The organism is Saccharothrix sp. NPDC042600, from assembly GCF_040647305.1.
Taxonomy (GTDB): domain Bacteria; phylum Actinomycetota; class Actinomycetes; order Mycobacteriales; family Pseudonocardiaceae; genus Actinosynnema; species Actinosynnema mutabilis.
Genome location: NZ_JBEZBW010000199.1, coordinates 1 through 4,911 on the forward strand (window position 1 = coordinate 1; position 4,911 = coordinate 4,911).

Consider the following 4,911-nt stretch of genomic DNA (forward strand, 5'->3'; position numbering starts at 1 on the left):
TTCCCCCCACTGGAGGCCTCCCGGCCGCTTTTAAGCTTGAGAGCGCTTCGCGCGACGCGCGAAGCGCTCTCAAGCGCGAAGCGCGTTCATCCTTGATTAGCGCGGAGCGCGTTGCGTGAAGACCCGCGAAGCGTGGATTTGATTAGCGACAGCGTAATTTCAAAGCGTAAAAGAGCCTCGCCGGCGGGCGAGCCACCAGAGATGGACACAACTACCAAGGCGGGGGCTCCTTGCTTGTGCCATCTCCGCATGACCCGGCAAAGCCAACCGCATTTTCCCGGGGTTGGTCGAAAAACTTTTGCTCGTCCCTCGCAAAACTTTTTGGCCCAACCCCGGGAAAATGCGGTAGCCCTTCGGGCGGGCCATACGGAGATGACACAAGCAAGAAGCCCAGGTTGGGTTGTGTCCACTCCGGTGGACTGCCCGCTTGGCGCTTCGCGCCCAGAGCGCGGGTTGCGTCGGGGGTGTTAAGCGCTGGTGATGGTTTCGAGGGCTTCTCGTAGTTTGGTGATGACGTCGTTTGCGTCGCCCTTGGCCGTGAAGCCCGCAGCCAGGCGGTGGCCGCCGCCACCTAGTAGCTGCGCCACCTCTCGGACGTCCACCTTCGACACCGCGCGTAGTGACACCGACCAATAAGCCGGGCGCAGCTCCTTCAGCACGGCGGCGACCTCGGCCTCCGCCGTGGTGCGCACCAGGTCGACCACGCTCTCGACCTCTTCCGGCCGCAGGCCCTCGGCGTCCTCCAAGGTCACCACCGCGTGGACGAAGCCCAGGCCGCCTGCGCCCGACGGTTCCAGGGTGGCCCTCGACAGGACCTTCGCCAACATGCCCAGGTACCCGAACGGGTGAGAGTCCATCAACGGCCTGGCGACCGCCTCCGCGTCCACGCCGGCGTCGAGCAGGCGCGCGGCCACCAGGTGGGTGGCCGAGGACGCGTGGCGGAACGACCTGGTGTCGGTCACCAAGCCCGCGTAGACGCACCTGGCGACCGGCTCGTCCAGCTCCACACCCAGCTCGTCCAGCAGGCGCAGCACGACCAGCGCCGTGGCCTCCGCCGTGTCGTCCACGACGTTGACCGTGCCGTACCCGGGGTTCGACACGTGGTGGTCCAGGACGATCACCGCGCCGGCCCTGTCCACCCGGTCCGCCAGCGGACCCAGGCGCTTGACCGAGCCGGTGTCCAGGGCGACCAGCACCTCCGGGGCCTCGGGCACGGCGGCGGCCGGGACCAGCAAGCCCTCGACGTCGAGGTCCCGCAGGGTTTCCGGCACCTCGTCCGGTGCGCCGAAGGACACGCGCACCCGCTTGCCCATCCGGTGCAGGACCAGGCCCAGGGCCAGGGCGCTGCCCAGGGCGTCGGCGTCCGGGTTCACGTGGGCCAGGAGGGTCACGTCGGTGGCGTCGGTCAGGGTCCGGGCGGCGGCCCGCAGGGGGGCGTTCAGGTCAGTGGACACGACAGGAACGCTAGTCGGCTTCCTCGGCTTCGCGAGGGGCCTTGTACGGGTCTGCCTCACCCGCGGGTTCGGCACCCGAAGCCAGGCGGGCCACCTCGGCGTCCTGCTCGCGGGCCTTGGCCAGGAGTTCGTCCATCTGCCGGGCCGCCTCGGGCACGGTGTCGGTGACGAACGACAGGGTCGGCGTGAACCGCACCCCGGTCTGCTGGCCGACCATCGTCCGCAGGACGCCCTTGGCCTTCTCCAGGGCCGCCGCGGCGCCCGCGAGGTCCGGTTCCGAGTCGAGCTTCTCGCCCAGCACGGTGTAGTAGACCGTCGCGTCGTGCAGGTCGCCGGTCACCCGCGTGTCGGTGATCGTCACGCGCGCCAGGCGCGGGTCCTTCACCTCGTGTTCGAGCGCGGAGGCCACGATCTGCGAGATCCGCTTGGCCAGCTTGCGCGCACGTGCCTGGTCGGCCACGGCGCTCCCTCCTTCACACCCCGGCGGTCGAACGCGGCGACCGGCCGGCTAGTCGTCCTCCGGCCCGACCAACCGGTGGCGGGCGGAGAGAAGTTCCAGTTCGGGGCGTCCCGCGACGAGCCGCTCGCACGCGGCCAGGACGTCCCTGACATGTTCGGCATCGGCGGCGACGGCCGCCACTCCGATCAGCGCTCGGCGGTGCAGGTCCAGGTGGCCCGCCTCGGCGACGGACACCTCGAACCTGCGCCGCAGTTCGGCCACGACGGGCTTCACCACGGACCGCTTCTGCTTCAACGAGTGGACGTCGCCGAGCAGCACGTCCAGCTCAAGGGCACCTACGTACAAATGTGATCACCGTGGGTGGTGCCGGGGGCTCCCCTCGCGGAGAGCCCCCGGCGGCCGGGAGAACATCAGACGCGCGGCTTCTCGCGCATCTCGAAGGTCTCGATGACGTCGCCGACCTTGAGGTCGGAGTAGTTGCCCAGCGTCAGACCGCACTCGAAGCCCTCGCGGACCTCGGTCGCGTCGTCCTTGAACCGCCGCAGCGAGCTGACCGGCAGGTTCTCCTGGACGACGTTGTTGTCGCGCAGCAGGCGGGCCCGCGCGTTGCGGCGGATCTCGCCCGACAGCACCATGCAACCCGCGATCGTGCCGACCTTGGAGGACTTGAAGACCTCGCGGACCTCCGCGCGGCCCAGCTGGACCTCTTCGTACTCCGGCTTGAGCATGCCCTTGAGGGCCTGCTCGATCTCGTCGATCGCCTGGTAGATCACCGTGTAGTAGCGGACGTCCACACCCTCGCGGTTGGCCAGCTCGGTGGCCTTGCCCTCGGCCCGGACGTTGAAGCCCAGGACGATCGCGCTACCCGCGACGGCGAGGTTGATGTCGCCTTCGGTGATGCCACCGACACCGCGGTGGATGACCCGCAGCTCGACGTCGTCGCCGACCTCGATCTTCATCAGGGCGTCTTCCAGGGCCTCGACGGTACCCGAGTTGTCACCCTTGATGATCAGCGTGAGCTGGCTGGTCTCCTTCAGCGCGGCGTCGAGGTCCTCCAGGCTGACGCGCTTGCGCTTCGCCGCGTTCATGGCGTTGCGGTTGCGGGCCTGGCGGCGCTCGGCGATCTGCCGGGCCACCCGGTCCTCCTCGACCACGAGGAAGGTGTCGCCCGCGCCGGGCACCGAGGTCAAGCCGATGACCTGGACCGGACGCGACGGGTACGCCTCGGTGACGTCCACGCCGTGCTCGTCCACCATGCGGCGCACGCGACCGTAGGCGGCGCCCGCCACGATCGAGTCGCCCACGCGCAGCGTGCCGCGCTGGACCAGGACCGTGGCGACCGGACCGCGACCGCGGTCGAGGTGCGCCTCGATGGCGACGCCCTGCGCCTCCATCTCCGGGTTGGCCCGCAGGTCGAGCGAGGCGTCGGCGGTCAGCAGGATCGCTTCCAGCAGGCCGTCGATGTTGATGCCCTGCTTGGCCGAGATGTCCACGAACATGGTGTCGCCGCCGTACTCCTCGGCGACCAGCCCGTACTCGGTGAGCTGCTGGCGGATCTTGGCGGGGTTGGCCCCCTCCTTGTCGATCTTGTTGACCGCGACCACGATCGGCGCTTCGGCCGCCTGGGCGTGGTTGATCGCCTCCACCGTCTGCGGCATGACGCCGTCGTCGGCCGCCACCACGATGACCGCGATGTCGGTCGAGTTGGCGCCGCGGGCACGCATGGCGGTGAACGCCTCGTGACCCGGGGTGTCGATGAAGGTGATGAGGCGCTCGTTGCCCTCCAGCTCCGTGCGGACCTGGTAGGCGCCGATGTGCTGGGTGATGCCACCCGCTTCGCCCTCGGCCACCTTCGCCTTGCGGATGGTGTCCAGCAGGCGCGTCTTGCCGTGGTCGACGTGACCCATGACGGTGACGACCGGCGGGCGGACCTGGAGGTCCTCCTCGCCACCGGCGTCGTCGCCGTAGGTGATGTCGAACGTCTCCAGCAGCTCGCGGTCCTCCTCCTCGGGGGACACGACCTGCACGACGTAGTTCATCTCGGAGCCGAGCAGCTCCAGGATCTCGTCGGACACCGACTGCGTCGCGGTGACCATCTCGCCGAGGTGGAACAGCACCTGCACCAGCGAAGCCGGGTTGGCGTTGATCTTGTCGGCGAAGTCGGTCAGCGAGGCGCCGCGCGGCAGGCGGATGGTCTCGCCGCTGCCCTTGGGCAGGCGGACGCCACCGACCGAAGGCGCCTGCATGTTGTCCATGTACTCCTGGCGCTTCTGCCGCTTGGACTTGCGTCCGCGACGCGCCGGACCACCCGGACGACCGAAGGCGCCGGCCGCGCCACCGCGACCGCCGGGGCCACCGCCACCGGGACGACCGCCGCCACCGCGGAAGCCGCCACCGCCGGCCGGGGCACCGCCACCGCCGCCGCCGGGACCGCCGCGGAAGCCACCGCCGCCGCCACCGCCACCGCCGGGGCGGAAGCCGCCACCGCCGCCGCCCCCACCGGGACCGCCGCGGAAGCCGCCGCCACCGCCGCCACCGGGACGACCGCCGCCGCCACCGGGGCCACGACCACCGCCACCGGGGCCACCGCCCGGACGGCCACCGCCGCCGGGACCGGGCCGCGGGCCTGCCGGACGACCGGGCATCATGCCCGGGTTCGGCCGCGGCGGCATGTTGCCCGGGTTCGGGCGCGGACCGCCGGAGCCGGCGCCGCCGCCGGGACGGGGACCGCCCGGACGCGGGTCACCGGGACGCGGGCCGGCCGGCCGCGGGTCGCCCGGCTTGGGCGCGCCACCGCGCTCGCCGCGGTCGGGACCGGGCTGGGAAGGACGCGGCGGGGCCGGACGCGGAGCCGGAGCGCCGCCGCCCACGCCGAAGGGGTTGTTGCCCGGACGCGGCGCGCGCGGACCCGCGGGCTTGGGGGCCTGCGGCTTCGGCGGCACGACGGACGGACCGCCCTGCGCGGCGGCCGGCTGCTGACGCGGGCCGGGACGCGGC

4 protein-coding genes are annotated in these 4,911 nt (G+C 71.4%); all 4 read right to left on the bottom strand.

What is annotated here, in order from left to right; genetic code table 11:
• Positions 1 to 467: 467 nt before the first annotated feature.
• On the bottom strand, positions 468 to 1,454 hold the full coding sequence (locus tag AB0A74_RS42445) for a bifunctional oligoribonuclease/PAP phosphatase NrnA (RefSeq protein ID WP_358258877.1): 987 nt from the start codon (positions 1,452 to 1,454) through the stop codon (positions 468 to 470).
• 10 nt (positions 1,455 to 1,464) lie between these two features.
• The gene (gene rbfA / locus AB0A74_RS42450) at positions 1,465 to 1,914 is read right to left on the bottom strand and encodes a 30S ribosome-binding factor RbfA (protein ID WP_343934556.1); all 450 of its coding nucleotides are present in this window, start codon (positions 1,912 to 1,914) and stop codon (positions 1,465 to 1,467) included.
• Positions 1,915 to 1,962: 48 nt separating this feature from the next.
• Entirely contained in the window at positions 1,963 to 2,259 is a 297-nt protein-coding gene (locus AB0A74_RS42455) for a DUF503 domain-containing protein (RefSeq protein ID WP_041315031.1), read from the bottom strand.
• Positions 2,260 to 2,324: 65 nt separating this feature from the next.
• Positions 2,325 to 4,911 (bottom strand): translation initiation factor IF-2 (infB, locus tag AB0A74_RS42460; protein ID WP_358258879.1); only part of this gene is annotated, 2,587 nt, incomplete at its 5' end.